Consider the following 22,455-nt stretch of genomic DNA (forward strand, 5'->3'; position numbering starts at 1 on the left):
GAATAGGGGAATAGGGGAATAAAAACCGAATCGGATGGGCTGAAGCAAGTCCTTTTGACCTACTCCCTTACTGCCCTACTCCCCTAACTCAAGCATGTCCCGCGTCGGAAACCAGCCGTGACATGTCGATGCCCATATGCATCATGAGGCGCGAATATTTGCCTTCGATGTCGCTGTCGAAAAGCATGTCGAGCGGCGCATCACAGCATAGCCAGCCATTATCGGCGAGTTCCGCTTCGAGCTGCCCCGGCGCCCAGCCGGAATAACCCAGCGCCATCAAAACCTGCGACGGGCCCTTGCCGCCATAAATGGCGCGCAGAATATCGACCGTTGCTGTCAGGCAGACCTCTTCAGAAACCGGCATGGTGGAATCAACCATGTAATCGTCGGAATGGAGCACAAAGCCGCGCGTGCGATCCACCGGCCCGCCATTGCGCACCACCATATGCTGTGTGCGCTGGGGCAGTATAATCAGCTCATCCTCGTCAATCACGCCGATCTGGCGCAGAATATCTGGGAACCCGATCGGTTGAAGCTGGTTGATGATGAAACCCATCGCGCCCTCATCGGAATGGGCGCAGATATAGACCACCGACCGGGCAAAACGCTCGTCGCTCATGCCGGGCATGGCAAGCAGGAATTGCCCGTTTAAGAACCCCTGCTCCTGGTTTGGCTTCCGCATCGTGGTCATAGTGATGAAGGTAGCAAGCCTGTAGAAAATAACAATGGGCGTCGCAAATTTGTCTTCAAAGGACGCAAAAATATAATTGCTCCCAACAATGTTGGACTTGAAGCAACCATGATTTCATTTCATTTTTAAGTCATGAAAACACGCTTGAATATTCTCGCTCTCGGCCTGCTGGCAGCCTCAGCTTTGCCAGCATATGCTTCGACCTCCGCCTGGACGGAAACTCCTGGCGGGCGTGTGCGCGTCATCATTGAGGATGGTACGGTTTCGGCTGAAGCCGGGCCCGAGCGCGAGATACGCGGCGCGCTGCAGATCGAGTTGCAGCCCGGCTGGAAAACCTACTGGCGCAATCCGGGCGATGCCGGTGTGCCGCCACAGATCAATCTCGACGGAAACGCCAACGCCCAGATCGATTATCCCGCGCCGGTGCGGTTCGGTGGTGACGATGATGGCATCGGCTATAAGAAGCCGGTTTCTCTGCCTATTATCTTCAAGCTGCAGCCCAATGATACACGTCTCAAGGGCCATGCCTTTCTCGGCGTTTGCGAACATATCTGCATTCCCGTGCAGGCAGAGTTCGACTTCCCCGTGAGCGAAAGTGTTGAATCTCCCGAGCCGCAGGCCATTGCCGCGCGCACCATCGTGGAAACAGCATTCGGGCGTCTTCCGGCCACGGCTTCTCCCACTTTCGGTGTCAGCGCCGTGAAGCGCGATGAGGACACCGCAATCTTCACATTGGCCGTACCGGACCCGAAAGTGCCCGCCGAGCTTTTTGTCGCCAGCGACACGCTTCGCCTGTCCGATCCGGTCACCTCCGACGGTCGCAACTTCACGATAAAGGTCAAGGGTGATGCGCGGTATGCCACCGTCGACTACACCATCGTGCAGAATGGCAAGGCAGTGTCAGGACAGGTCACGCTCGACTGATCCCGCCGATTTCTGCTTCGCCTGAAGCGGCTGCCGACCCTCCTCTATTTTGATGGCGACATCAGCGTTTTGAAATTGTCGAGCGCCCCATTATCGGTTTAACTGTCGCGGCTCGCGCTTCGCGGTGCGGTAGTGACAGTTTTAAAATCAGGCAGCGGACCAGACGGCGATTTGTCCCCTGCCCTCAGGAGAAAACAGATGACGATCAAAGTTGGCGACACGCTTCCGGCAGCAACCTTCAAGGTCAAGACTGCGGACGGCGTCAAGGAAGTGACGACCGACGAAGTCTTCAAGGGCAAGAAGGTCGTTCTCTTTGCCGTTCCGGGCGCTTTCACGCCGACCTGCAGCCTCAACCACCTGCCGGGCTATCTCGACAATCGCGATGCAATCCTCGCCAAGGGTGTGGACCAGATCGCCGTGATCGCCGTCAACGACGCCTTCGTGATGGGCGCCTGGGCACAGAGCACCGGCGGCGAAGGCAAGATCCTCTATCTGGCAGACGGTTCGGCCACCTTCACCAAGGCAGCAGGCCTTGAACTCGACGCAACCGCTGGCGGCCTTGGCATTCGCTCCAAGCGCTATTCGGCCATCGTCGAAGACGGTGTGGTCAAGACGCTCAATATCGAAGAACAGGCCGGTCAGGCCGTCACTTCAGCTGCTGCCGGAATTCTCGAACAGCTTTGATCAAATTCAAAAAGGGCGGTGAAAACCGCCCTTTTCTCATACCCAAAACATCGTTTTACCCGGCGCTTATTGCACCTTCAGCGATTTGCGACCGCCATATTTGAACGGCTCCATACCGGCGCGGGCCAGCTCGTCGGCCCGTTCGTTTTCCGGATGACCGGCATGGCCCTTGACCCAATGCCAATTGACCTTGTGCGGCTTGCGCGCCTCATCCAGCAACTGCCATAGCTCGGCATTCTTCACCGGCTTCTTTGCCGCCGTTTTCCAGCCATTGCGCTTCCAGCCTTCAATCCAGCCGGAAATACCGTCGCGGACATAGACCGAGTCCGTATAGAGATCGACTTCGCAAGGTTCTTTCAGTGCGGATAGCGCAGAAATCGCCGCCATCAACTCCATACGGTTGTTGGTGGTGTCGGCCTCGCCGCCCTTCAGCTCTTTCTCGTTGCCGTTCCAGCGCAGCACCACGCCCCAGCCGCCGGGGCCCGGATTACCTGAGCAGGCGCCGTCGGTGTAAGCCTCGATCTGCTTCACGCATCCGCTCCCTGCGGTTCCAGCCCATATTCGGCAGCCGAAACGATCTGGCGGTGGAAGCGCATCTTGCGCACATATTCCATCGGGTCTTTCTTCATGACGAAGCTGCCATCAGGGACGGTCAGCCAGTCATAAAGCCGCGTCAGCATGAAGCGCATTGCAGCACCGCGCGAGAGCACAGGCAGCGCGTCGGCTTCCGCCGTCGAAAGCGGACGGATCGACGTGTAACCGCGCAAAAGGGCCGCGCCCTTGGTGCGATTGTAGGAAAAGTCCTTTTCGAAGCACCATGCATTCAGGCAGATGGCGACGTCATAGGCCAGAATGTCGGTGCAGGCGAAATAGAAATCGATGAAGCCCGATAGCTTGTCGCCGAGGAAAAACACATTATCAGGAAACAGGTCCGCATGGATCACGCCTTGCGGCAGATCGGCAGGCCAGTTTTTCTCCAGAAAATCGAGGTCGGCTTCCGCTTCCTCGACCAGACCCGGCTCGACCGTGTCTGCGCGTTCGCGCGACATGTCCCAAAGCGGACGCCAGTCAGGCAGCGTGAGCCCGTTGCGGCGGCGCATGGCGAAATCCTCGCCTGCAAGATGCATGCGCGCCAACCCCTCACCCACGGCCTCGCAATGGGCGACGGTTGGCTTGCGCATCCACATGCCTTCGAGGAATGTGACAATGGCCGCCGGACGGCCGGCAAGTTCGCCAATCGTTTCGCCATCGCTGCGCACCACCGGCTGCGGGCAGTCGAGACCGCGCTGCGCCAGATGCTGCATCAGACCCAGAAAGAATGGCAGATCTTCACGGTTGGTGCGCTTTTCGTAAAGCGTCAGAATGAAGGAGCCGGATGTCGTGTGCAGGAGATAATTGGAATTCTCCACACCCTCGGCAATGCCCTTATAGGAAGTCAGCGTGCCGATATCGTATTGCTGCAGGAATGCGCCAAGTTCGATCTCATTGATATCAGTATAGACGGCCATGCCGTTTATTTCCCCTATATGACCTTGGGCATTATCTTAGGCATGATCTGGGGCGCCAGCTTCGGAATACCGGCAACCCTGTTCTCGCCATTGACGAATGCCATATCCTGCACCGTCAGTTCCACATCGCGAATTTCACGATTCACAAGGAAGTTCTCGGTTTCCACTGCCGTTTCCGCCAGTTCGATACGCACATCGAAGCGATCGCGGAACGATGCGATGATTTCATCGACGATGATTTCCGGTGCGGAAGCGCCTGCCGAAAGACCGACAACAGAAATATCGCCGATCTTGTCCCACTCGATGTCGGCGGCGCGCTGCACCAGCATGGACATGCGCGCGCCCGCCTTCTCCGCCACTTCGACCAGACGTTTCGAATTGGACGAGTTCGGCGCACCGACGATCAGGAACAGATCGCAGCCCGGTGCTGCCGCGCGCACCGCATCCTGACGGTTGGTGGTGGCATAGCAGATCGATTCTGCCGCTGGTGCCGAAAGATTGGGAAAGCGCGCCTGCAATTCCTCGATAATGCCTGCCGTATCGTCCACCGAGAGCGTTGTCTGCGTGACGAAGCCCAGATTATCCTCATCGGCAAAATGGCAGCTACGGGCATCCTCGACCGTCTCGATCAGCGTGACCGCGCCTTCCGGCAGCTGGCCCATCGTGCCGATGACTTCCGGATGGCCGGAATGACCGATCAAAATGACATGGCGTCCAAGCCGCTGATGGCGCATGGCCTGCTTGTGCACCTTGGAAACCAGCGGGCAGGTTGCATCGAGATAAAAGAGGTTCTTGGATTCCGCATCGGCAGGCACCGATTTCGGCACGCCATGGGCGGAGAAAACCACCGGCTGATCGCGATGCTCCGCCGGGATTTCATCAAGCTCTTCGACGAAGATTGCGCCGCGGGATTGCAGCCCTTCGACAACATAGCGGTTATGCACGATCTCATGGCGGACATAGACCGGTGCACCATATTTTTTCAGTGCCAGCACGACGATCTGGATCGCCCGGTCGACACCGGCGCAAAAGCCGCGCGGACCGCAAAGGCGGATTTCCAGTGGGGGGCGCTGATCGGTCATGAAGAAGCTCGCGGGTTCGGCGTGACTAAAATCTAAGGTCTGTAGACACGGAGTTGGGCCGCAACGCGGCTAAAGTCAACCCCTTGGCTGTTTTCGATAGCGCCATAGCCACGTTCCAACCACCCCGAGCAGCGCCAGTGCGAGACCATACCACGTCACGGCATATTGCAGATGGTTGTTGGGAAATTCGATGATCGTCACACCGCCAATGGGCAGACCGCCCGGATTGGGCTTGTTGTCGGCATCGATAAAGAACGGCACGACCTGATTGATATCCGGCAGATCGGCGCTTTCCGCCATAGCCGCCCAATCTTTCCAGAAGAAGATATTCTTAGCGATATCATTATTCGGCAGGAAGAAGCCCGGTTTCGCCGACAGCGGATCACGCGCCAGCCCGGTTATGCTCACCGGTCCGTCGAGCTGTCCGTCGGCGCGGGTGGCCGGGTCCTTCTTCTCATAGGGAACGAAACCGCGATTGACCAGCACGAAGCGGCCATCTTCCAGCATCAGCGGCGTATAGACATTATAGCCCGCAGCGCCTTCATAGGTGGACAGGAAATGCCGCTCGCCCTGATGCATGAAGGTGCCCGACACCGTGACCGGCAGATATTCGACCGTGCCCTTTTCCTTATAGAGCTTTTCCATATCCGCCAGCGACAAGGGCGGTTCCTTGATGCGCTCATTGGTGGAAGCGATCAGCGCTTCCTTCCAGAACAGCCGCTCCACCTGCCAGGTGCCGAGCACGAGCAGAATGATCAGCGCGATGCCGGACGCGATGACAACACCCCAGGGAAAACGATGGGAAAACTGGCGCTCTGTCATTCTTTCGTATCCGGCTGGCTGTCAGCATTTGTTTGTATCGTGCCGGGGGCAGCCTTGTTGCGATATTGCATATTGATCAGAATACCCTTCATCCATCGCATGGCGACAAGGCTGAGGATGATCGCCAGCGGCACCCACAGGATGAAATGCACCCACAACGGCGGGCCAACATTGACTTCCATCCAAAGCGCCAGCCCGACGACAATAAAGCCGATGATCAGGATCACGAAGGCCGCTGGGCCATCACCGGAATCCGCGAAGGAATAATCAAGCCCGCAGGAATTGCAGCGCGGCGCAACCGTCAAAAAACCATTGAAGAGCTTTCCCTCGCCGCAGCGCGGGCAGCGCCCGGCCATACCGCTTTTGATCGGATCAACCGGCGGATAGAGATTGGCATCAGGCATAGCGCGCTCCTTCATTTCAATACTGCTCCAGACAAGCAAAAGGCGGCCATGTTGCCAAGGCCGCCTCGAAATTCAGATTACGGCCAATCAGCCGCCGTGCATCGGCGCACCCCAGCCACCCCAGACATAGATTGCGAAGAACAGGAACAGCCAGACTACGTCAACGAAGTGCCAGTACCAGGCGGCAGCTTCGAAACCGAAATGCTGCTTCGGCGTGAAATCGCCACCGATTGCGCGGAACAGGCAGACCAGCAAAAAGATCGTGCCGATGATCACGTGGAAACCGTGGAAGCCGGTGGCCATGAAGAAGGTAGCGCCGTAGATCGAGTCCTTGAACGCGAACGGAGCGTGCATGTATTCATAGGCCTGCACGAACGAGAACAGAATGCCGAGCACCACGGTGATAGCGAGGCCGGTGATCATGCCCTTGCGGTCGTTATGCAGCAGCGCATGGTGCGACCAGGTCAGGGTCGTGCCCGACAGAAGCAGGATCACGGTGTTGTAGAGCGGCAGGTGAAGCGGATCGAGAACCTCGATACCCTTCGGAGGCCAGACACCGCCCGTGAACGTGGCGCGTGCTACCTGATGCACTTCATTCGGGAAAAGGCTTGCATCGAAAAACGCCCAGAACCATGCCACGAAGAACATGACTTCCGAGGCGATGAACATGATCATGCCATAGCGCAGATGCAGCGACACCACACGGGTATGATGACCCTCATGCGCTTCCTTGATCGTGTCCGACCACCAGCCGAACATGCAATACAGCACGATTGCGAGGCCGATGAAGAAAAGCCACGGCGTTACGAGGTTGTGCCCGAAGAATGGCAGCTCACTCGAATTGATGTAACGCATCCAGGCGATGCCGCCGATTGCGAGCACAAAAGCGCCCATCGAGCTCAGGAACGGCCAAGGGCTGGGCGCTATAATGTGATAATCGTGGTTCTTCTCGTGTACGTCCGCCATGTCTCTCCCCGTAATCCCCTGAGGGGCTCCTCTCTCGTGCCTGCCTGCTGAAATCCACGAAGGGACACACGCAAGCGCGACCATGTTTTGCGTCAGATGGCTCCCTGACCAGATGCCGCATACCGTCAATAATCAAGCGGTTTTACCGACGGTCCGAATCCGACAATAAAACCAGTCGTCGCATTTGTCTTTGCGGCATTATGTGCCGCATCGAAACTCGTGTCCCTTTATCCCCCGCTGCTCGTCGCAGCTTCGGTCTTCGTCGCCGGCTTCGCGTCAGCAACCGGCTTCGGCTTTTCGATCGGGAAAAAGGTGTATGAAAGCGTGATGGTCTTCACATCCTTCAGATCGGGATCGTTGACGATCTCCGGATCGACGAAGAAAACCACCGGCATTTCCATGTCTTCGCCCGGCTTCAGCGTGGTATCCGTGAAGCAGAAGCACTGGACCTTGTTGAAATAAGCGCCAGCACGACCCGGCGAAACATTGAAGCTCGCCCGGCCAAAGGTCGTCTGATCAAACAGGTTGCGCCCTTCATACTTGATCATGGCGGTTTCGCCGATACGCACCGTCACTTCGCGCTGTACGGGCTTGAAATCCCAAGGCAGACCATTGGCCGTATTGGCGTCGAAACGCACCTTGATCGTCCTGTCGAGGATCGTATCGGAATATTGTTCGACACGCTGCGTGGTGCCGCCATAACCCGTGACCTGACAGAAAAGCGTGTAAAGCGGAACAGACGCATAGGCTGCGCCGATCATGCAAACGAAGAAAGACACGCAGGCAATGGCAATGGTCCGGTTGGAACGCTGCTGCCGCTTGAGCTTTTCGTCTTTATCCTGCTGATCTGCCATGGTCTCCTCCCAGTTTCCCTCCCGAAACAGCCTAACCCGAACTTTTCGTCAGAGCGGCCGTACCAGAACATTGGCACCCAGTTTCGCTATCGTACCGACATAGACGAGCAGCACGAACAGCGCCAAAGCAATTGCCAGTCCCCAGGACCGGTTGCGCTGGGCTTTCTTTTGCTGTTCGGTCGGTACGACCAGTTCCAGCTTCTCATGTACCGATACTGGCACCGGCTTTTCTACCGTCTTATCCATTACAACACTCCAAAGGCATGAAGCGCCTTCAACGTCAGTGCCTCAACCAGCATAACCGCGAACAGGCCCGACAGGTACACCAGCGAAAAGCGAAACAGCTTGCGCGCGGCCACCAGCATGGCGGGCTGCGATGCGGCCATCCACATGCGCCAGGCATAATAAACAAAGGCTCCGCCCAGCAGCACCGATACGGCGCCGTAAACCGGGCCTGCAAAACCCATCACCCATGGCAATACGCCCACCGGCGCCATGAGCAGCGTGTAGAACATCGCCTGACGGCGCGTCGAAAGCTCGCCCTTCACATTCGGCATCATCGGAATGCGCGCTGCTTCGTAATCATTGGTCGAGAACAGCGACAGCGCCCAGAAATGCGGCGGCGTCCAGAGGAAAATGATCATGAACAGCACAACGCTGTCCCAGGTGATCTCGCCCGTTGCCGCTGCCCAGCCTATCATGGGCGGGAACGCGCCTGCAGCGCCGCCAATGACGATATTCTGCGGCGTCGAACGCTTGAGCCACATCGTATAGATGACGGCATAGAAAAAGATGGTGAAGGCCAGAAGCGCTGCCGACAGCCAGTTGACCATCAGGCCGAGCGTCAGCACCGAGAAGACCGACAGCGTCAGACCGAAAGCCAGAACCTGATTGGGCGCAATCACACCGGCCGGAATCGGGCGGTTACGGGTACGCTTCATCACCGCGTCGATATCGGCGTCGTACCACATGTTCAGCGCACCGGACGCGCCAGCGCCGACTGCGATGCACAAAATGCTGATGGCAGCCAGAACAGGATTCATCGTGCCCGGAGCAAGGACAAGCCCGACCAGCCCCGTGAATACCACAAGGGACATCACGCGCGGCTTCAGCAGAACCAGATAGTCCCGCGCCGTTGCCTCCGAGAACGCGACTGCGTCATTCGGGCCCGAAACGCTTACGTTTTTTTCCACCAGCGACATTAGACTTCAATAACCTCAAATTCACCGGTCCGACCACCGCATCTTGTTCGATGCAGTTCGACAACCAACACAACTTGTCCCTCCCGGAGAACATCCGTTCCTGCCGGAAATGCCGTGCAATTGTCGGCAGGCCAAACCTGCCAGTACGGTCATAACGCGATGGGCGGAACAGAATGTCGCCCGCCTTTAGCACAATTTGTTGGAAAGGGCGAAGTCTTTTGCAGACCTCGCCCTTCGCACGATTACTTGATGCGCGGCAGCTGTTCCCACTGGTGGTACGGCGGCGGGGAAGGAAGCTGCCATTCCAGCGTGGTTGCGCCTTCGCCCCAAGGGTTTGCACCTGCTTCACGCTTCTTCGCAAATGCCTCGAAGACATTGTAGAGGAAGATCAGCACGGCAAAGCCCGAAATATAGGAACCGTAGGACGACACCATGTTCCAGCCTGCATAGGCATCCGGATAGTCGATGTAACGGCGCGGCATGCCAGCGAGACCGAGGAAATGCTGCGGGAAGAAAATCAGGTTCACGCCGATGAAGGTGACCCAGAAATGCAGCTTCGCGGTGAACTCGTTATACATGTAGCCGCTCATCTTCGGGAACCAGTAGTACCAGCCCGCAAAGATCGCGAAGACAGCGCCGAGCGACAACACGTAGTGGAAGTGCGCCACAACGTAATAGGTGTCGTGCAGTGCACGGTCGAGACCGGCATTGGCGAGCTGAACGCCCGTCACACCACCGACCGTGAACAGGAAGATGAAGCCGATTGCCCACAGCATCGGTGCGCGGAAGGTGATCGAACCGCCCCACATGGTCGCGATCCATGAGAAGATCTTGATACCTGTGGGAACCGCGATGACCATCGTGGCGAACACGAAATAGCGCTGCGTGTCGAGCGACAGGCCGACCGTGTACATATGGTGCGCCCAGACCACGAAGCCGACGACACCAATCGCGACCATGGCATAGGCCATGCCGAGATAACCGAAGATCGGCTTGCGTGAGAAGGTCGACACGATGTGGCTGACGATACCGAAGCCCGGCAGAATCAGGATGTACACTTCCGGGTGACCGAAGAACCAGAACAGATGCTGGTAGAGGATCGGATCACCACCGCCATCCGGCGCGAAGAAGGTCGTGCCGAAGTTGCGATCGGTCAGCAGCATGGTGATGCCGCCTGCCAGAACCGGCAGCGAAAGCAGAAGCAGGAACGCCGTCACCAGAACAGCCCAGGCGAAGAGCGGCATCTTGTGCAGCGTCATCCCCGGAGCACGCATGTTCAGGATCGTGGTGATGAAGTTGATCGCACCGAGGATCGACGACGCACCGGAAATGTGCAGCGCCAGAATGGCGAAATCGATTGCCGGGCCAGGCTGACCGCTTGTCGAAAGCGGCGGATACAGCGTCCAGCCGCCACCAGGACCCCAGCCGCCAGGTGCCGAAGGCATGAACAGCGAGATCAGAAGCAGCGTCAGCGCAGGCGGCAGAAGCCAGAACGAAATGTTGTTCATGCGCGGGAACGCCATGTCCGGCGCGCCGATCATCAGCGGCACCATCCAGTTGGCGAAACCACCGATCAGCGCAGGCATGACCATGAAGAAGATCATGACCAGCGCGTGCGCCGAGGTGAACACGTTGAACATCTGCTTGCCGGCATCAAGCGCAGCATCGCCCTCAACACCGTAGACCATGGACGCAAGGCCATGGAAAATCTGAATGCCCGGTTCCTGAAGCTCGGCGCGCATCGCGATAGACAGTGCGCCGCCGATGATACCGGCAATGATTGCGAAGATCAGGTACAGGGTACCGATGTCTTTATGATTGGTCGAGTATACCCAACGAACCCAGCCGTGCGGCTTGTGGTCGTCGTGGGCACCATGCTCGTGAGCTGCTGTGCCAGCCATGGAATTCGCTCCCGTTTTTCAACAGTTTGGCGTTCGGGATCAGAGACCCGCCGCAGCCACTTTATTGTTTTCGCCACCTTCGACGGCAGCTTGCAGCGCCTTGTTCGCACCGTTCAGATCCGAACCCGCAGCGGCGAGCCAGGTCTGATACTGGTCTTTCGAGACAACGCGCACGGCGATTGGCATGAACCCGTGATCCTTGCCGCAAAGCTCGGAGCACTGACCGTAATAAAGGCCTTCTTTTTCAGCCTTGAACCAGATTTCGTTGATACGGCCAGGAACGGCGTCCATCTTTACGCCGAAGGCAGGAATGGTCCATGAATGGATCACGTCGGCGGCAGTCACCAGAAGGCGAACGCTTTCACCGACCGGAACAACCACTTCATTGTCGACGGCCAGAAGGCGCGGATAGCGGGACTTATCCTCTTTGCCCGCAGCGGCGCGATCGCCATCCTTCAACAGAAGGGCATCGAAGCTGACCGGATTGTCGACCTGATATTCATAACCCCAGTACCACTGGTAACCGGTCGCCTTGATCGTCAGGGACGGGTCTTCCGGCGAATATTGCGCGGTCAAAAGCTGGAACGACGGCACAGCCAGGAACAATAGAATGATCACGGGACCGATGGTCCAGATCACTTCGATCATCGTATTGTGGCTGGTCTTCGACGGTTCCGGATTAACGCTCGCCCGGAAGCGAAGCACAACGATCACCAGCAACGCCAGAACCAGCAACGTAACCGGAATAATGAACCAGAGCGTATAGCGCTCAAACCAATGAATCTGCTCGGCAATACCCGTTGCAGCGTCCTGAAATCTCCATTCCCATGGACGCGGCTGATCCGCCAAAGCGGCACCGGTCATCCACAGCACTGCAAGAGCACCAACGACGGCGCCCTTCGTTGTGGCAACAATCTTATCCACCAGAACTCTCTCCCTTTTCGCCCTTTCAGGCTGGACGCCGGACGCAAATGACGGCCGCATCCCCCGTCGGCGTTCAAATCACACCTTAACGCACACCGCAAGGAAGGCGAATATGTTCCTGTGCGGCATTTTTGCGCGCAGCTTTTGCCCGCAGACAGAACCGCTCCCAATTCCGCCCGGATTCCTAACCTTATGACAGCGCATCCGTAAACCGGCAAAAACTTGGGAAAAACCTACAAATCTCATAATGAAGCCATGATTTGAAAAGAGGTTTTGCCGCACGTGCTACGTGACAATCGATCCAACAGGCGATATCACCGTTGCGATGACGGCTTTAATTGACGATGACTGATAATCGCGTCTCTGATTGCTTTTCATGGCTGATGCTGCGCGTTAACGTCCCACTGATTCGATCAGGGATTCGATCTGGAGATTTCATGACTGTCCGCATGCTTGCCAACCGCCCGATTCTTCAGCGCCTGATGGCTCTTGCCGCTGGTGTTAGCCTGTCGCTTGCCGCCGCGACCTTGCCGTCTGCCGCGCAGGACACGCCCGCGCCGTTGCAGACACCGGATCAGGCCCCGGCTGCCCAGTCGCAGGCCGCCCCAACCAACCCGCAGCAGAGCGGCAAGCTGAAGTCGCAGCACGGCGCATGGGCTGTGCTCTGCGATACGCCTGCCGGTGCCAAGACCGAGCAATGCGCGCTGATCCAGAACGTGGTTGCCGCGAAGCGCCCGGAACTCGGCCTTTCGGTTGTGGTTCTGAAGACCGCCGATAACAAGGCGCGCATTCTTCGCGTGCTGGCCCCGCTCGGCGTTCTGCTGCCGAACGGCCTTGGCCTCAATGTCGACGGCAAGGATATTGGTCGCGCCTATTTCGTGCGCTGCTTCGAAGACGGCTGCTATGCGGAAGTCATTCTCGAAGACGAACTCCTGAAGACGCTGCGTTCCGGCAAAGCCGCAACCTTCATCGTCTTCCAGACGCCGGAAGAAGGTGTCGGCATTCCCGTCGACTTGAAAGGATTTGGTGAAGGCTTCGACGCCCTCCCCTAAGAACTATCGATATTCCGGCGCTGGCGGGCTGCAAACCGCATCCCGCTGCGCTTCCGGTGCTCATGTACCCTAAAGTACACTCCGCTCCGGTTCTCGCGGCCCACGGTTTTCGCCGCGCCATCACCAGAATCTCAACAGTTCTTCATCGCGTGGTTGTTCTCAACCGTTTTAAGGCTTACATCCTGCAGCAGACACATGCTGCGGGATTTGTTTTATGAAAAGCCTGATCGACAGTTTCGATACCGGACGTGACGATATCGAACGCCTCGTCGCCGCGAGCCTCAAGGGCAGCGACGACGGCGAACTCTTCATCGAATATCGCGAAGCTGAAGCGCTTGTTTTCGACAATGGCCGCCTCAAGACCGGTTCCTTCAATCAGGATCAGGGTTTCGGCCTGCGCTCGGTTGCCGGAGAAGCCATCGGCTACGCCCATGCGGGCGATCTTTCGATGGCCGCGCTGAAACGCGCCTCCGATGCGGTTTCCGCGACCATCAAGGGCTATGGCGGCACCTATGCCGCAGCGCCTGCGGGAACCAATCGCCACCTCTATACCGACGAAAACCCGATCGGCTCGCCGACCTTCGATGCGAAAGTGCAGCTTTTGCAGCAGATCGATGGCTATCTGCGCGCCAAGGACCCAAAGGTTCGTCAGGTATCCGTCTCGCTCGCCGGTTCGTGGCAGCAGGTTGAAATCCTGCGCGCTGACGGCCATTTCGTGCGCGATATCCGCCCTATGGTGCGGCTCACCGTATCAGTCGTAGCAGGCAGCGGCGACCGTCAGGAATCCGGCTCGCATACGCTGGGCGGCCGCAAGGGCTTTGGCGAATTCATCACCGTTGAAAGCTGGCAGCACGCAGCCGACGAAGCTTTGCGACAGGCGCTGGTCAATCTGGAAGCGATCCCTGCCCCGGCAGGCACGTTCGACATTGTTCTCGCCAATGGCTGGCCGGGCGTCATGCTGCATGAGGCGGTCGGCCATGGCCTCGAAGGCGATTTCAACCGCAAGAAGACCTCGGCCTTTGCCGGACTTCTCGGCCAGCAAGTGGCGTCCAAGGGTGTCACGGTCGTCGATGACGGCACGATTGCCGAGCGTCGCGGCTCGCTGACCATCGACGATGAAGGCACGCCGACCAATCGCACGGTGCTGATCGACGACGGCAAGCTGGTCAATTACATGCAGGACCGCCAGAATGCGCGCCTGATGGGCATGGAGGCAACCGGCAACGGACGCCGTGAATCCTATGCCCATGCGCCGATGCCGCGCATGACCAACACCTATATGCTTTCGGGCGACAAGACGCCGGAAGAAATCATCGCCTCCATGAAGAAAGGCATCTATGCCGTTTCGTTCGGCGGCGGACAGGTGGACATCACCTCCGGCAAGTTCGTGTTCGGCTGCACGGAAGCCTATATGATCGAGGACGGCAAGGTCGCCGCGCCGATCAAGGGCGCCATGTTGATCGGCAATGGCCCGGACGCCATGCAGCGCATTTCGATGATCGGCAACGACATGAAACTCGATACCGGCAGCGGCAATTGCGGCAAGGGCGGCCAGTGGGTTCCAGTCGGGGTTGGCCAGCCGCATCTGCGCATGGATCAGGTCACTGTGGGCGGCACGGCGGTCTGATAGATCGCCGTTTCGCAACGGAAATTCAGCGCATTTGAAAATCTGCACCGAAGGCGTTTATAAAGCTCTCTGAAGGCTTATAGAAAATATAGGCTGATCTGGAGATGCATATGCCTGGTTCTTCATACGACTGGACAGGAAAGCAACCCGACAAGCGCAACCGGCAGAAGCGCATGCTCATCATCACGGCGATCACGATGGGCGCGCTCATTCTGCTGTTGGGGCTTGTGGACGGGCTTTTGATCCTGCTCGGTTAATGGTGCCCGTTTACGAAATCGACTGTGCAGGTGTGACAACGCCAGACGAACTCTGGCGACGCTATCTTGCCGTGGTCCCGGCGCAGGATGCGCAATCCTTCGGCTATACGCTAGATTCTTTCTGGGATGCGGTGCAATGGCAGGGGCCGGGCTGGCCCGGCGAATGCGAGCTTGTGTTTAAAAACACAGAAGCATTGAGCGAATTGCGCACGCTCGGAGGCAAGCCTTTTCTGGAAGCCTTCAGGCGGCTGGTGCATGACACCAGCCGCATTTCGATAAGGCTAGCTTAGCACTACAGTTGCAAATTCGTCAGGCCGCGGCGAAACGAGTGATTTTCGAGCACCGGAGCGGAGCGTACTTTTGGGTACGTGAGCACCGGAGCACAGGAAATTGCTCGTTGCAGACCGGCATCACGAAGAATGCGACTGCAGTGTTAGATCGTCAGATATTTTGCCCGCCGGACACTTCAATGCGCTGGCCGGTGATCCAGCCCGTACCACCCGACAAAATGGCAGCCACTGCCCCGCCAATGTCGTCCGGGCGCCCGACGCGACCCATGGCCGTGGTGCTCGCGATCATCTTGTTGACTTCCGGCATGTCGCGTACCAAGCCGCCGCCGAAATCCGTTTCGATGGCGCCGGGCGCAATCGCGTTCACCGCAATGCCGCGCGGGCCAAGTTCGCGGGCCAGATAGCGTGTCAGAACCTCGATCCCACCTTTCATGGTCGCATAGGCCGAATAGCCCGGCAGTGCAAAGCGGGCGAGCCCGGTCGAGACGTTGAGGATTTTGCCGCCATCCTCGATCAGCGGCAGCAGGGTCTGCGTCAGGAAGAAGACGCCTTTCAGATGCACATTGACCAGACCGTCGAAATCTTCTTCCGTGGTTTCGGCAAAAGGCTTGTGAACGCCATAGCCAGCATTGTTCACCAGATAGTCGAAGCGCGTCCGCTGCCATTTATCCTGAAGCGCCTGCCGCAGCTTTTCTGCAAAATCCGCAAAACTCGCGACCTTCGCCGTATCCAGCGGCAAGGCAATGGCGGTGCCGCCCTCGGCTGCGATTTCGGAAACTGTCTCTTCTGCTGCTTTCGCATTGCTCTGATAGGTCAGAACGATGCCGACGCCCTGCTTGGCCAGATGAAGTGCTGCGTTGCGGCCAAGCCCTCGGCTACCGCCCGTGATGAGTGCAATCGTCATGTCAGTTTCCTTTCGTTCAACGAACTCTGGTTCCTATATTGGCGCTTTCCCGTTCATTCGGCCTGCCTCATTCTCCGCGAAACATGCCTAATCCTCCGAAGGCTCCGATTTCTGTGTCGCGGGAAATAAAGGCTTGCTATGCTTTTCCCATGTCCGAACATGCTTCAAATCTCGCAGCCCGCTGCATCAAAATCGCCCAGGAAACTGCGGCGGGGCCTTATCCTGCGCCGACAGGTATCGAAGGTGTTACGGTGGTATGTTCACCGGCCGTATCAGAGATCCGGCCCGATATGTATCAGCCGATGATTTGCCTGGTCCTCCAGGGGGCCAAAGAAATTCTGCATGGCGAACGCGCCGTTCGTTTCGATGCGGGCATGACGGCGATAGTCTCGCACGAATTGATCACAGGCGCGCGAATTGTCGAAGCCAGCGCCAATAGGCCCTATGTGGCTCTTGCCTGCCGGATCGATCTGGAGATTTTGCGCGCGCTTCAGGGCGAGATTGAGCCGGATATGATTGCGGCAGCGCGCAGTGAAGCCGTGGCCACTGGCAGGGCCGATACGGGTGTGACCGATGCCATGACACGGCTGCTCGATCTGCGCGACAAGCCGCTCGAACGCCGCGTTCTCGAACCGATGATCCGCAAGGAACTGCATTTCCGTGTGCTTCTGACCCGCAACGGTGCGATGTTGCGCCAGCTGGCCCAGCCGGGCAGTCCGGCAAGCCGCATCGCAAAAGCGATCACCCATATCAAGCAGCACTGGAACGACCCGATCCGCACAGAAGAACTGGCGGATATTGCCGGAATGAGCCCTTCCAGCTTCCACGAACATTTCAAATCCGTCATGGCCACCACGCCGCTGCAATATCAAAAGGCGCTGCGGCTTCTGGAAGCGCGCCGCCAGTTGAGCGAGACCGCCGTGCCGGTTTCATCGGTTGCTTTTGCTGTCGGCTATGAAAGCCCGACGCAGTTCAGCCGCGATTATCGCCGCGCCTACGGCACCCCGCCCCGAGAAATGCGGGCGCGATAAGGGGTTAGTCTTCCGGCAAGGCCCGCACATAATCGATGAAAGCGCGCAATGGCTTCGGCATGACACGGCTCGAAAAATAGAGATGCGGCCCGTCAAAAGCTGGCCACCAGTCGGGCAGCACCGGCACAAGTTCGCCGCGCTGCTGATAGGGTTCCAGCCAGTTGCGGAAACTGTAGATCAGGCCATGTCCCGCCACCGCCAGATTGAAAGCGCCCCAAACGCCAGTCGTGCCGATGATCAGCCGCCCCGGCGGATCGACCGTGACAATCTCGCCGTCCTTCTCGAATTCCCAATCGGTCAGCGCGCCGCTGATAAAACGCATGCGGATACAATCATGCTCCAGCACATCGGCTGGATGCTGCGGCATCCCTCGTTTTTCTATGTAGCTTGGCGCGGCCATCAACGCACCCCATTGCTGACGCGGCCCGATGGGCACTGCGATCATATCCTGCGCCAGATGCTCGCCATAACGGATACCAGCATCGCAGCCAATGGCATTGAAATCGACGAACCGATCATCCACCATGACCTCGATCTGCACGTCCGGATGTTTGGCAAGAAAGCCGTCGATCAGCGGCGGCAGAATGTCATACATCACGGCGCCGGGCACATTCAGTTTCAGCCTGCCCCGCACCTCGTTCTGCGAACTGGCAGCTTCATCAAGGGCGGCGCGCGCTTCGGCCATCACCGGGCCAAGCCGTTCCACAAGGGCGCTGCCCGCCTCCGTCAGGTGAACGCTGCGCGTGGTGCGGATCAACAGCGGTACGCCCAGCCGCGCCTCCAGTCGCGAGACCGTCTCGCTGACCATGGAGGCCGAAACGCCGAGCCATCGCGCTGCATTGCGAAAGCCGCCGGAACGGGCCACCGCCAGAAAGACCGATACGTCATCGAGGGGAAGAAGCTGTCTATTGTTCGCCATAGCGAACAAGCTATCCGCTTCAAGCCCGGTTATCAATGCTTATGCGATCAGTCATAGTTCGGGAAAAGGAGACTTCAGATGAGCAATCATTCTTCCCCCGCCCCTGTAACGGATATTCAAAGCAGCCCGGCAGCCGCGGCCGGTCGCTTCACCTTTCCCGGCACCTCGATTTCCGTCAACAGGATGGGCTATGGCGCCATGCAACTTGCTGGGCCGCATGTGTTTGGTGAACCGCGCGACCCTGATGAAGCCCGCGCCGTGCTGCGCGAAGCCTTGACGCTCGGTATCGACCATATCGACACCAGCGACTTCTATGGCCCCTATGTGACCAACCGCCTCATTCGCGAGGCACTTTACCCCTACCCCGCCGAGCTGACGCTGGTGACCAAGATTGGTGCGCGGCGCGACGACAAAGGCAACTGGATCTTGCAGCGCGATGCGGATTTCCTGCGCCGCTCTGTCGATGACAATCTCGAACGCCTCGATCTTGACCAGATCGCCATCGTCAATCTGCGGATGGGCGAACCTGCCGATGACGTTGCCGCGCCCATGCGGGCCATGCGGCAGATGCAGGATGAAGGCCTGCTTGGCCATATCGGCATCAGCAATATCGACGCAAAGCAACTCCAGACAGCGCGCGATATCGCCCCGATCGTCTGTGTGCAGAACCTCTATAATCTGGTGAACCGAACCGATGAGGCCATGATCGACCATCTGGCTGAAGACGGCATCCCTTACGTTCCCTTCTTCCCGCTGGGCGGCTTCAACCCGTTGCAGACGGACGAACTGAACCGGGTCGCGGAAGAGATGGGTGAAAGCCCGCAAAGTGTGGCTCTTGCCTGGCTGCTGCAACGCAGCCCGAATATTCTGCTGATCCCCGGCACATCGCGCAGAACCCATCTGCGCCAGAATATCGCCGCGGCTGCCTTGACGATCAGCGCCGAACACAAGGCCCGTCTGGACGCCATAGCCGCTCTCGCCTGATGCAGTCTGCAATCGCATAAAATAAAACCGCCTCAAGGGCGGTTTTATTGCCAGAGCGGTTCCGGTTAAAACGGAATCGTGGAACCGCTCTATCTATTTGTTTTTACGCATTATCCTACGCATCGAAGCAGGATCAGAAATCAGTCCAGTGGACTGATTTCCCTGCGTAGGCGCTACGCACTTTTGCTGGAAATGCTCTAATGCTCTGGCTCAGATACCCGGCTCTTCTTCGAGCAGGCCGGTCACGAAATCGAACAGGCCGGGGCGGCGGTCACGACGCAGGCGCTCGGCCTCGATGATCGACTTGATCGCCGCAAAGGAGCGGTCGAGGTCTTCATTGATGACGATATAATCGTATTTCACCCATTTCTGGATTTCAAAACGGGCGTTCTGCAAGCGCGTCTCGATCACTTCCGGCGTGTCTTCCGCACGGCGGTTGAGACGCTGCTGCAATTCGCGCATCGTCGGCGGCAGGATGAAGATCGACACCACATCGGCGGGCATCTTGGCCTGAAGCTGATCAGCGCCCTGCCAGTCGATGTCGAACAGCATGTCCTGACCGTCGGCCAGCGCAATCTCGGCGGTTTCGCGCAAAGTGCCGTAGAAATTGCCGTGCACTTCTGCCCATTCGATCAGTTCGTCATTGTCGCGCAAGCGCTCGAACTCGCGAATTGTCTTGAAGTGATAATGCACCCCTTCGATCTCGCTTGGACGGCGCTGGCGCGTCGTCACGCTGATCGACAGCGAAAGGTCCATCTTCTTGTCTTCCAGCAACAGCCGGGCAATGGTGGATTTTCCAGCGCCCGACGGCGACGAGATCACCACCATCAAGCCTCTGCGCGCGACGCCATTTTCAACTGAAGAGATGGCCATGTACTGTTACTCCAGATTCTGTACTTGTTCGCGAAACTGATCAACGACCGCTTTCAGTTCCAGCCCGATGGCCGTGATCGACGCCGCGTTCGATTTGGAACACAGTGTATTCGCTTCACGATTAAATTCCTGTGAAAGAAAATCGAGCTTGCGCCCGACCGGCCCGCCATCGGCGAGCAATTTGTGTGCGGAGGCGACATGGGTGTCGAGCCGATCCAGCTCTTCCTGAATGTCCGCCTTGGTCGCAAGGAAGGCCGCTTCCTGATAGAGCCGGGCTTCATCCAGATCGCGCGGGCCGTCGAGCAACAGCGCAACCTGCGCGGCCAGCCGCGCCTTGATGGCGTCCGTGCTCCGTGACGGGTCCTGACGCGCCGCTTCCGTCAGACGGCCGATCGTATCGACATGGCCGGACAGGATCGTGAAAAGCGCCTTGCCTTCCTGCGCCCGCGCCTCGGCAATGGCTTTCAACGCGCCTTCGAAGGCTGCCACGATGGCCGCCTCCAGCCCGGTGCGGGCATCGTCATCTTCCGCAACCTGCGCCTGATCGATCATCCCACGCAGCGACAGAACACCATCGACACTCGCAGGCGCCAGACCGTGCTTTTCCTGCAATTCCGCGCCAAGTTTTAGCACCTCGGCCAGCATGGCATGGTTGATGACGAAATTGGCCTGCTCGTCGGCACGCTCGACACTGAGGCTCGCCTGAAAATTACCGCGGGAGAAATGGCGCGCCAGCATGGACCGCACCGGGTGCTCGGCGGCTTCAAGCCCCTGTGGCAGACGCAGGCGCAGATCAAGCCCCTTGCCATTGACCGAGCGCACTTCCCAAACGATGCGCGCCTCGCCATTGGCGCCGTCGTGCTGCGCTGCATAGCGCGCAAATCCGGTCATGCTCTGGAGCGCCATGCGTCCGTTCCCCTCAACTGTGCACAGAGGCGACTGGCCGGCCTGTGCATCGAAACTCACTCAAAGCGCCTCGCCTCAACACGCGAAAACACTGTATTCAATCAAACATACAGAGCCGGCGCTATTCAGCAACCGGCTCTGAAAAATTCGCACAGATACGTTTCAGCAGCTTTTACTGCCCTGCGCTCTGGCCGTTGCTCTGATTTGTATTCTGACCACCAGCGGCACTACCAGTGCTGTTCTGCTGTTCCACATTGCGCCACTTGCGAACATTGGCGTTGTGTTCCTGCAAGGTCTTCGAGAAGACATGCCCACCAGTACCATCCGCTACGAAATACAGGTCTTGCGTGTCGAGCGGATTGGCGACCGCCTCAAGTGCCGCCTTGCCCGGATTGGCAATCGGCGTCGGCGGCAAGCCATTGATGACATAGGTGTTGTAAGGTGTTGGTTTTTCGATATCCGACTTGAAAATCGGACGGTCGGACGGTTTGCCCGCGCCGCCGAACAGGCCGTAGATGATCGTCGGGTCCGATTGCAGGCGCATATTCTTGTTCAGACGATTGACGAACACCGAGGCCACATGCGGACGCTCGGAAGCGATGCCCGTTTCCTTCTCGACGATGGAAGCCAGCGTTACGAATTGATTGCGATCCTTGACCGGCAGGTCCGGGCCGCGCTTCGCCCAAATATCGTCAACCAGCTTCTTTTGCGAAGCGACCATGCGGTCAATGATTTCGGTACGCGAGGTGCCGCGCGTGAAGTGCAGCGTGTCAGTGAACAGCGACCCTTCCGGCGGGAAATCCTTCGGCATATCGCCCACAAGGATCGGATCGGCGGAAATACGGTCGAAAATCTGCTTGACGGTCAGCCCTTCAGGAACCGTCAGCGGATACATGATCGACTTGCCGCTGATGAGAATATTCATCACGTCACGCATGGTTGCGCCAGCCGGAATGGCATATTCACCGGCCTTGAGGTCGTTTTCGTGACCATAGGCGCGCATGCCGAACCGGAAAATACGTCCATCGCTGATGATGTCGCGGGCTTCGAGGCTGTTCGTCACTTCGGAAATGCCAGCGCCGCGCTTGACCAGGAAAGTGGTGGCGTCAGTCAGCGGTCCCGGACCGTCGAACTGCATCTTGCCGAAATAGAACAGCGCCGATGCGCCGAGCAAAGCCAGCACGACCAGCGACAGCATGAAATTCATGAACACGACGATCTGGCTGCGCGCATGGCGCGAACGCTTGCGCGGCGGCGGCGTGCCAGGTTCAGGGCGCAGGGCTTCGGACGCGGATTTGGGAACAAACGGCTTTGCCGCCGCTGTCGTTTCCGACGGCGTTTCGGGCTTTGCAGCCTTCGCTTGCTCTTCGGCAGAGTTGTTTCCGGGTTGTTCCCCGGGCTTTACCTCTGAATTCACTCCATCACCTCGGTCCTGTGGCCTTGACAGACGGCGCCGCAACAATGCGTGACCTGTCCGTCCCGAGCGGCTCTCCGCAATTCATGCCTTCGACGCTCTAAAGCAGCCGAAGCAGGCTTACCCTAACCGCTGTTGCAGATTTTAAATATCGCTTCCGGTTATATTTTGGCAAAAACGCGGAGAAATCCCCGCGTTTTTATTTATTCCTATTAGATTTTGACTTTCCAACCGGA

25 protein-coding genes are annotated in these 22,455 nt (G+C 58.1%); 8 read left to right on the plus strand and 17 right to left on the minus strand.

Features of this window, described 5'->3' with window-relative positions; genetic code table 11:
* Positions 1-88: 88 nt before the first annotated feature.
* Positions 89-691 carry a YqgE/AlgH family protein gene (locus FHW00_RS09950; RefSeq protein WP_078338081.1) on the minus strand — a complete coding sequence of 201 codons (603 nt, stop codon included), beginning with the start codon at positions 689-691 and terminating at the stop codon, positions 89-91.
* Positions 692-823: 132 nt separating this feature from the next.
* Between FHW00_RS09950 and FHW00_RS09955 the strand changes: the two genes are divergently transcribed.
* Positions 824-1,615, plus strand: a complete 792-nt coding sequence (locus FHW00_RS09955; RefSeq protein ID WP_182514650.1) for a protein-disulfide reductase DsbD domain-containing protein — start codon at positions 824-826, stop codon at positions 1,613-1,615.
* A 198-nt stretch (positions 1,616-1,813) separates the two neighbouring features.
* Positions 1,814-2,299: a peroxiredoxin gene (locus FHW00_RS09960; RefSeq protein ID WP_078338080.1), complete on the plus strand. Its 486-nt coding sequence runs from the start codon at positions 1,814-1,816 to the stop codon at positions 2,297-2,299.
* Between the two features lie 66 nt (positions 2,300-2,365).
* Here the strand turns inward: FHW00_RS09960 and rnhA are convergent, their stop codons facing one another.
* The 11 genes from rnhA to coxB form a co-directional block, all read right to left on the minus strand.
* On the minus strand, positions 2,366-2,830 hold the full coding sequence (gene rnhA, locus FHW00_RS09965; protein ID WP_078338079.1) for a ribonuclease HI: 465 nt from the start codon (positions 2,828-2,830) through the stop codon (positions 2,366-2,368).
* The gene (locus FHW00_RS09970; protein ID WP_078338078.1) at positions 2,827-3,807 is read right to left on the minus strand and encodes a homoserine kinase; all 981 of its coding nucleotides are present in this window, start codon (positions 3,805-3,807) and stop codon (positions 2,827-2,829) included. The genes rnhA and FHW00_RS09970 overlap by 4 nt, the downstream gene beginning before the upstream one ends.
* Before the next feature lie 14 nt (positions 3,808-3,821).
* A complete protein-coding gene (gene ispH / locus FHW00_RS09975; RefSeq protein WP_078338077.1) occupies positions 3,822-4,889 on the minus strand; it encodes a 4-hydroxy-3-methylbut-2-enyl diphosphate reductase in 1,068 nt (355 codons plus the stop codon).
* A gap of 75 nt (positions 4,890-4,964) precedes the next feature.
* Entirely contained in the window at positions 4,965-5,711 is a 747-nt protein-coding gene (locus tag FHW00_RS09980) for an SURF1 family protein (protein ID WP_078338076.1), read from the minus strand.
* Positions 5,708-6,115, minus strand: a complete 408-nt coding sequence (locus tag FHW00_RS09985; protein ID WP_078338130.1) for a DUF983 domain-containing protein — start codon at positions 6,113-6,115, stop codon at positions 5,708-5,710. Before FHW00_RS09985 ends, FHW00_RS09980 begins: the two co-directional genes overlap by 4 nt.
* An 87-nt stretch (positions 6,116-6,202) precedes the next feature.
* Complete coding sequence (locus tag FHW00_RS09990) at positions 6,203-7,081, minus strand: cytochrome c oxidase subunit 3 (RefSeq protein ID WP_078338075.1); 879 nt, start codon at positions 7,079-7,081, stop codon at positions 6,203-6,205.
* Between the two features lie 227 nt (positions 7,082-7,308).
* Positions 7,309-7,935 (minus strand): cytochrome c oxidase assembly protein, encoded by a 627-nt coding sequence (locus FHW00_RS09995; RefSeq protein WP_078338074.1) that lies wholly within the window; start codon positions 7,933-7,935, stop codon positions 7,309-7,311.
* Positions 7,936-7,983: 48 nt separating this feature from the next.
* Positions 7,984-8,181: a hypothetical protein gene (locus tag FHW00_RS10000; RefSeq protein ID WP_078338073.1), complete on the minus strand. Its 198-nt coding sequence runs from the start codon at positions 8,179-8,181 to the stop codon at positions 7,984-7,986.
* A complete protein-coding gene (locus FHW00_RS10005) occupies positions 8,181-9,137 on the minus strand; it encodes a heme o synthase (RefSeq protein WP_078338072.1) in 957 nt (318 codons plus the stop codon). Before FHW00_RS10005 ends, FHW00_RS10000 begins: the two co-directional genes overlap by 1 nt.
* A 242-nt stretch (positions 9,138-9,379) precedes the next feature.
* Complete coding sequence (gene ctaD, locus FHW00_RS10010) at positions 9,380-11,038, minus strand: cytochrome c oxidase subunit I (RefSeq protein ID WP_078338071.1); 1,659 nt, start codon at positions 11,036-11,038, stop codon at positions 9,380-9,382.
* Between the two features lie 39 nt (positions 11,039-11,077).
* On the minus strand, positions 11,078-11,962 hold the full coding sequence (coxB, locus tag FHW00_RS10015) for a cytochrome c oxidase subunit II (RefSeq protein ID WP_078338070.1): 885 nt from the start codon (positions 11,960-11,962) through the stop codon (positions 11,078-11,080).
* Between the two features lie 437 nt (positions 11,963-12,399).
* Between coxB and FHW00_RS10020 the strand changes: the two genes are divergently transcribed.
* The 4 genes from FHW00_RS10020 (at position 12,400) to FHW00_RS10035 (ending at position 15,188) form a co-directional block, all read left to right on the plus strand.
* On the plus strand, positions 12,400-13,014 hold the full coding sequence (locus FHW00_RS10020) for an invasion associated locus B family protein (protein ID WP_078338069.1): 615 nt from the start codon (positions 12,400-12,402) through the stop codon (positions 13,012-13,014).
* A 214-nt stretch (positions 13,015-13,228) separates the two neighbouring features.
* On the plus strand, positions 13,229-14,641 hold the full coding sequence (gene tldD / locus FHW00_RS10025) for a metalloprotease TldD (RefSeq protein ID WP_078338068.1): 1,413 nt from the start codon (positions 13,229-13,231) through the stop codon (positions 14,639-14,641).
* Positions 14,642-14,751: 110 nt separating this feature from the next.
* Positions 14,752-14,898 carry a hypothetical protein gene (locus FHW00_RS10030; RefSeq protein ID WP_162762698.1) on the plus strand — a complete coding sequence of 49 codons (147 nt, stop codon included), beginning with the start codon at positions 14,752-14,754 and terminating at the stop codon, positions 14,896-14,898.
* Positions 14,898-15,188, plus strand: coding sequence for a hypothetical protein (locus tag FHW00_RS10035; protein WP_078338067.1), 291 nt, complete (start codon positions 14,898-14,900; stop codon positions 15,186-15,188). The genes FHW00_RS10030 and FHW00_RS10035 overlap by 1 nt, the downstream gene beginning before the upstream one ends.
* Before the next feature lie 151 nt (positions 15,189-15,339).
* On the opposite strand, the gene FHW00_RS10040 is transcribed toward FHW00_RS10035, so the two are convergent.
* The gene (locus FHW00_RS10040) at positions 15,340-16,092 is read right to left on the minus strand and encodes an SDR family NAD(P)-dependent oxidoreductase (protein WP_078338066.1); all 753 of its coding nucleotides are present in this window, start codon (positions 16,090-16,092) and stop codon (positions 15,340-15,342) included.
* A gap of 149 nt (positions 16,093-16,241) precedes the next feature.
* Here FHW00_RS10040 and FHW00_RS10045 point away from each other — a divergent pair, with 149 nt between their 5' ends.
* Positions 16,242-17,123 carry an AraC family transcriptional regulator gene (locus FHW00_RS10045; RefSeq protein ID WP_162762697.1) on the plus strand — a complete coding sequence of 294 codons (882 nt, stop codon included), beginning with the start codon at positions 16,242-16,244 and terminating at the stop codon, positions 17,121-17,123.
* Positions 17,124-17,127: 4 nt separating this feature from the next.
* On the opposite strand, the gene FHW00_RS10050 is transcribed toward FHW00_RS10045, so the two are convergent.
* Positions 17,128-18,042, minus strand: a complete 915-nt coding sequence (locus tag FHW00_RS10050) for a LysR family transcriptional regulator (protein ID WP_078338064.1) — start codon at positions 18,040-18,042, stop codon at positions 17,128-17,130.
* 78 nt (positions 18,043-18,120) lie between these two features.
* On the opposite strand from FHW00_RS10050, the gene FHW00_RS10055 reads away from it, so the two are divergent.
* The gene (locus FHW00_RS10055) at positions 18,121-19,026 is read left to right on the plus strand and encodes an oxidoreductase (RefSeq protein WP_078338063.1); all 906 of its coding nucleotides are present in this window, start codon (positions 18,121-18,123) and stop codon (positions 19,024-19,026) included.
* A gap of 210 nt (positions 19,027-19,236) precedes the next feature.
* On the opposite strand, the gene gmk is transcribed toward FHW00_RS10055, so the two are convergent.
* The 3 genes from gmk to mltG all read right to left on the minus strand — a co-directional run bounded on the left by gmk (position 19,237) and on the right by mltG (position 22,222).
* Positions 19,237-19,899 carry a guanylate kinase gene (gene gmk / locus FHW00_RS10060; RefSeq protein WP_078338062.1) on the minus strand — a complete coding sequence of 221 codons (663 nt, stop codon included), beginning with the start codon at positions 19,897-19,899 and terminating at the stop codon, positions 19,237-19,239.
* A gap of 6 nt (positions 19,900-19,905) precedes the next feature.
* Positions 19,906-20,805, minus strand: a complete 900-nt coding sequence (locus tag FHW00_RS10065) for a YicC/YloC family endoribonuclease (RefSeq protein WP_078338061.1) — start codon at positions 20,803-20,805, stop codon at positions 19,906-19,908.
* A 172-nt stretch (positions 20,806-20,977) separates the two neighbouring features.
* Positions 20,978-22,222: an endolytic transglycosylase MltG gene (mltG, locus tag FHW00_RS10070; RefSeq protein WP_078338060.1), complete on the minus strand. Its 1,245-nt coding sequence runs from the start codon at positions 22,220-22,222 to the stop codon at positions 20,978-20,980.
* Positions 22,223-22,455 lie beyond the last annotated feature (233 nt).

This window comes from Ochrobactrum sp. P6BSIII, from assembly GCF_014138065.1.
In the GTDB taxonomy this organism is placed as follows: Bacteria; Pseudomonadota; Alphaproteobacteria; order Rhizobiales; family Rhizobiaceae; genus Brucella.

What these genes read in the sequence shown, in the direction of transcription:
- FHW00_RS09950 (WP_078338081.1), bottom strand. Translation starts at nt 691, where the DNA reads ATGACCACGATGCGGAAGCCAAACCAGGAGCAGGGGTTCTTAAACGGG.
- FHW00_RS09955 (WP_182514650.1), top strand. Translation starts at nt 824, where the DNA reads ATGAAAACACGCTTGAATATTCTCGCTCTCGGCCTGCTGGCAGCCTCA.
- FHW00_RS09960 (WP_078338080.1), top strand. Translation starts at nt 1,814, where the DNA reads ATGACGATCAAAGTTGGCGACACGCTTCCGGCAGCAACCTTCAAGGTC.
- FHW00_RS09970 (WP_078338078.1), bottom strand. Translation starts at nt 3,807, where the DNA reads ATGGCCGTCTATACTGATATCAATGAGATCGAACTTGGCGCATTCCTG.
- ispH (WP_078338077.1), bottom strand. Translation starts at nt 4,889, where the DNA reads ATGACCGATCAGCGCCCCCCACTGGAAATCCGCCTTTGCGGTCCGCGC.
- FHW00_RS09980 (WP_078338076.1), bottom strand. Translation starts at nt 5,711, where the DNA reads ATGACAGAGCGCCAGTTTTCCCATCGTTTTCCCTGGGGTGTTGTCATC.
- FHW00_RS09985 (WP_078338130.1), bottom strand. Translation starts at nt 6,115, where the DNA reads ATGCCTGATGCCAATCTCTATCCGCCGGTTGATCCGATCAAAAGCGGT.
- FHW00_RS09990 (WP_078338075.1), bottom strand. Translation starts at nt 7,081, where the DNA reads ATGGCGGACGTACACGAGAAGAACCACGATTATCACATTATAGCGCCC.
- FHW00_RS09995 (WP_078338074.1), bottom strand. Translation starts at nt 7,935, where the DNA reads ATGGCAGATCAGCAGGATAAAGACGAAAAGCTCAAGCGGCAGCAGCGT.
- FHW00_RS10000 (WP_078338073.1), bottom strand. Translation starts at nt 8,181, where the DNA reads ATGGATAAGACGGTAGAAAAGCCGGTGCCAGTATCGGTACATGAGAAG.
- FHW00_RS10005 (WP_078338072.1), bottom strand. Translation starts at nt 9,137, where the DNA reads ATGTCGCTGGTGGAAAAAAACGTAAGCGTTTCGGGCCCGAATGACGCA.
- ctaD (WP_078338071.1), bottom strand. Translation starts at nt 11,038, where the DNA reads ATGGCTGGCACAGCAGCTCACGAGCATGGTGCCCACGACGACCACAAG.
- FHW00_RS10020 (WP_078338069.1), top strand. Translation starts at nt 12,400, where the DNA reads ATGACTGTCCGCATGCTTGCCAACCGCCCGATTCTTCAGCGCCTGATG.
- tldD (WP_078338068.1), top strand. Translation starts at nt 13,229, where the DNA reads ATGAAAAGCCTGATCGACAGTTTCGATACCGGACGTGACGATATCGAA.
- FHW00_RS10030 (WP_162762698.1), top strand. Translation starts at nt 14,752, where the DNA reads ATGCCTGGTTCTTCATACGACTGGACAGGAAAGCAACCCGACAAGCGC.
- FHW00_RS10035 (WP_078338067.1), top strand. Translation starts at nt 14,898, where the DNA reads ATGGTGCCCGTTTACGAAATCGACTGTGCAGGTGTGACAACGCCAGAC.
- FHW00_RS10040 (WP_078338066.1), bottom strand. Translation starts at nt 16,092, where the DNA reads ATGACGATTGCACTCATCACGGGCGGTAGCCGAGGGCTTGGCCGCAAC.
- FHW00_RS10045 (WP_162762697.1), top strand. Translation starts at nt 16,242, where the DNA reads ATGTCCGAACATGCTTCAAATCTCGCAGCCCGCTGCATCAAAATCGCC.
- FHW00_RS10050 (WP_078338064.1), bottom strand. Translation starts at nt 18,042, where the DNA reads ATGGCGAACAATAGACAGCTTCTTCCCCTCGATGACGTATCGGTCTTT.
- FHW00_RS10055 (WP_078338063.1), top strand. Translation starts at nt 18,121, where the DNA reads ATGAGCAATCATTCTTCCCCCGCCCCTGTAACGGATATTCAAAGCAGC.
- gmk (WP_078338062.1), bottom strand. Translation starts at nt 19,899, where the DNA reads ATGGCCATCTCTTCAGTTGAAAATGGCGTCGCGCGCAGAGGCTTGATG.
- FHW00_RS10065 (WP_078338061.1), bottom strand. Translation starts at nt 20,805, where the DNA reads ATGGCGCTCCAGAGCATGACCGGATTTGCGCGCTATGCAGCGCAGCAC.